The following is a 1,545-nucleotide window of genomic DNA, read 5'->3' as shown; positions in this document are numbered from 1 at the left end:
ACGCCCTCTGGGTCACGTTCTTGATCATGGCGTTGTCGTGGGCGGTGCAGACGCCGTTGTCGATCCTGATCGGGGTGTTCATCGCGGCTCGTAAGCGGTACCGCGAAATCCTGGCGGTGTTGTTCTTCATTCCGCTGTTGCTGAGCTCGGCGGCGATCGCGATCACGTACAAGTCGTTGCTCGACCCGAACTTCGGGCTGGGTTCCGGTCTGGGGATCGCGGCGCTGAATCAGGACTGGCTGGGTAACGCCACGTTGGCGATGGCGACGTTGATCTTCATCGTGTCGTGGCAGTTCATCCCGTTCCATTCGCTGATCTATCAGGGTGCGGTGCGCCAGATCCCGACGTCGATGTACGAGGCGGCGCAGATCGACGGCGCGGGCCGGTGGAAGCAGTTCTGGAGTATCACGCTGCCGCAGTTGAAGTACACGATCATCACGTCGTCGACGTTGATGGTGGTCGGGTCGCTGACGTTCTTCGACCTGATCTACGTGCTGACCGCCGGCGGTCCCGGTGATGCCACCCGTGCCCTCGCCCTGCTCATGTATCAGCAGGGTTTCCAGGCCAATCTGATGGGCCCGGCCAGCGCGATCGCCGTCATCCTGGTCCTGGTCGGACTCGGGCTCTCCCTGCTGCTGCGGCGGCTGGGCGGCCGGGCCGACGAGAGCCAGCTGGAAGGAGTGTAAGACGTTGGCGACCATCACCACGCATTCCCCGTCGCCGACTGTGCAGGGCACTCCCGGCCCCCGTCGGCGCAGCCGTGTCTCGTCGTTCAACTGGCTCGGTGGTTCGTTCGCCTGGGTGTGGTTGCTGATCGTGATGCTCCCGCTGTACTGGATCGTCATCACCAGCTTCAAGACCCAGGACAACTACTTCATCACGAACCCGCTGGCGCCGCCGTCGGACCTGACGTTCGCGAACTACACGACCGTGATCGAGAACGACTTCATCCGCTACTTCCTCAACAGCGCGGTGGTCACGATCGGGGCGGTCATCCCGGCCACGGTGATCAGCTTCATGGCCGCGTACGCGATCGTCCGGGGGGTGCACAACCGGTTCCTGCGGGCGGTCAACGGGTTGTTCCTGCTGGGCTTGGCCATCCCGTTGCAGGCGGTGATCATCCCGGTCTATTTGATCATCATCCGGTTGCAGATGTACGACACCCTGGCCGCGATCATCCTGCCCTCGATCGCGTTCGCGATCCCCTTGAGCGTGCTGGTGCTGGGCAACTTCATCCGTGACGTGCCGAAGGAACTGTTCGAGTCGATGCGGATGGACGGCGCCACCGAGTGGGGCACCCTGTGGCGGCTGGCGTTCCCGCTCACCCGCCCGGCCCTGGTCACGGTGATCATCTACAACGGGCTGGGCATCTGGAACGGCTTCCTGCTGCCGCTGGTGCTCACCCAGAGCCCCGACCAGCGCACCATCCCGCTCGCCCTGGCCAGCTTCCAGGGCCAGTTCGGCGTCAACATCCCCGCCATCGCCGCCTCGGTCGTGCTCACGACCGTACCGATCGTCCTGCTCTACGCCATCGGCCGCCGCCAG

General features: G+C 64.2%; 2 protein-coding genes. Both read left to right on the top strand.

Going from position 1 to position 1,545, the window contains the following annotated elements:
- Positions 1-686, top strand: a 686-nt coding sequence (locus LXN57_RS47590; RefSeq protein ID WP_251804942.1) for a carbohydrate ABC transporter permease, incomplete at its 5' end; no start/stop codon positions are given.
- Positions 687-690: 4 nt separating this feature from the next.
- Positions 691-1,545, top strand: an 855-nt coding sequence (locus tag LXN57_RS47585; RefSeq protein WP_251804941.1) for a carbohydrate ABC transporter permease, incomplete at its 3' end; no start/stop codon positions are given.

The sequence above is a fragment of the Paractinoplanes hotanensis genome, assembly GCF_023717965.1.
Classification (GTDB): Bacteria; Actinomycetota; Actinomycetes; order Mycobacteriales; family Micromonosporaceae; genus Actinoplanes; species Actinoplanes polyasparticus.
The sequence above is the reverse complement of the archived record's forward strand: the minus strand, read 5'-3'. Positions and strand labels throughout refer to the sequence as shown.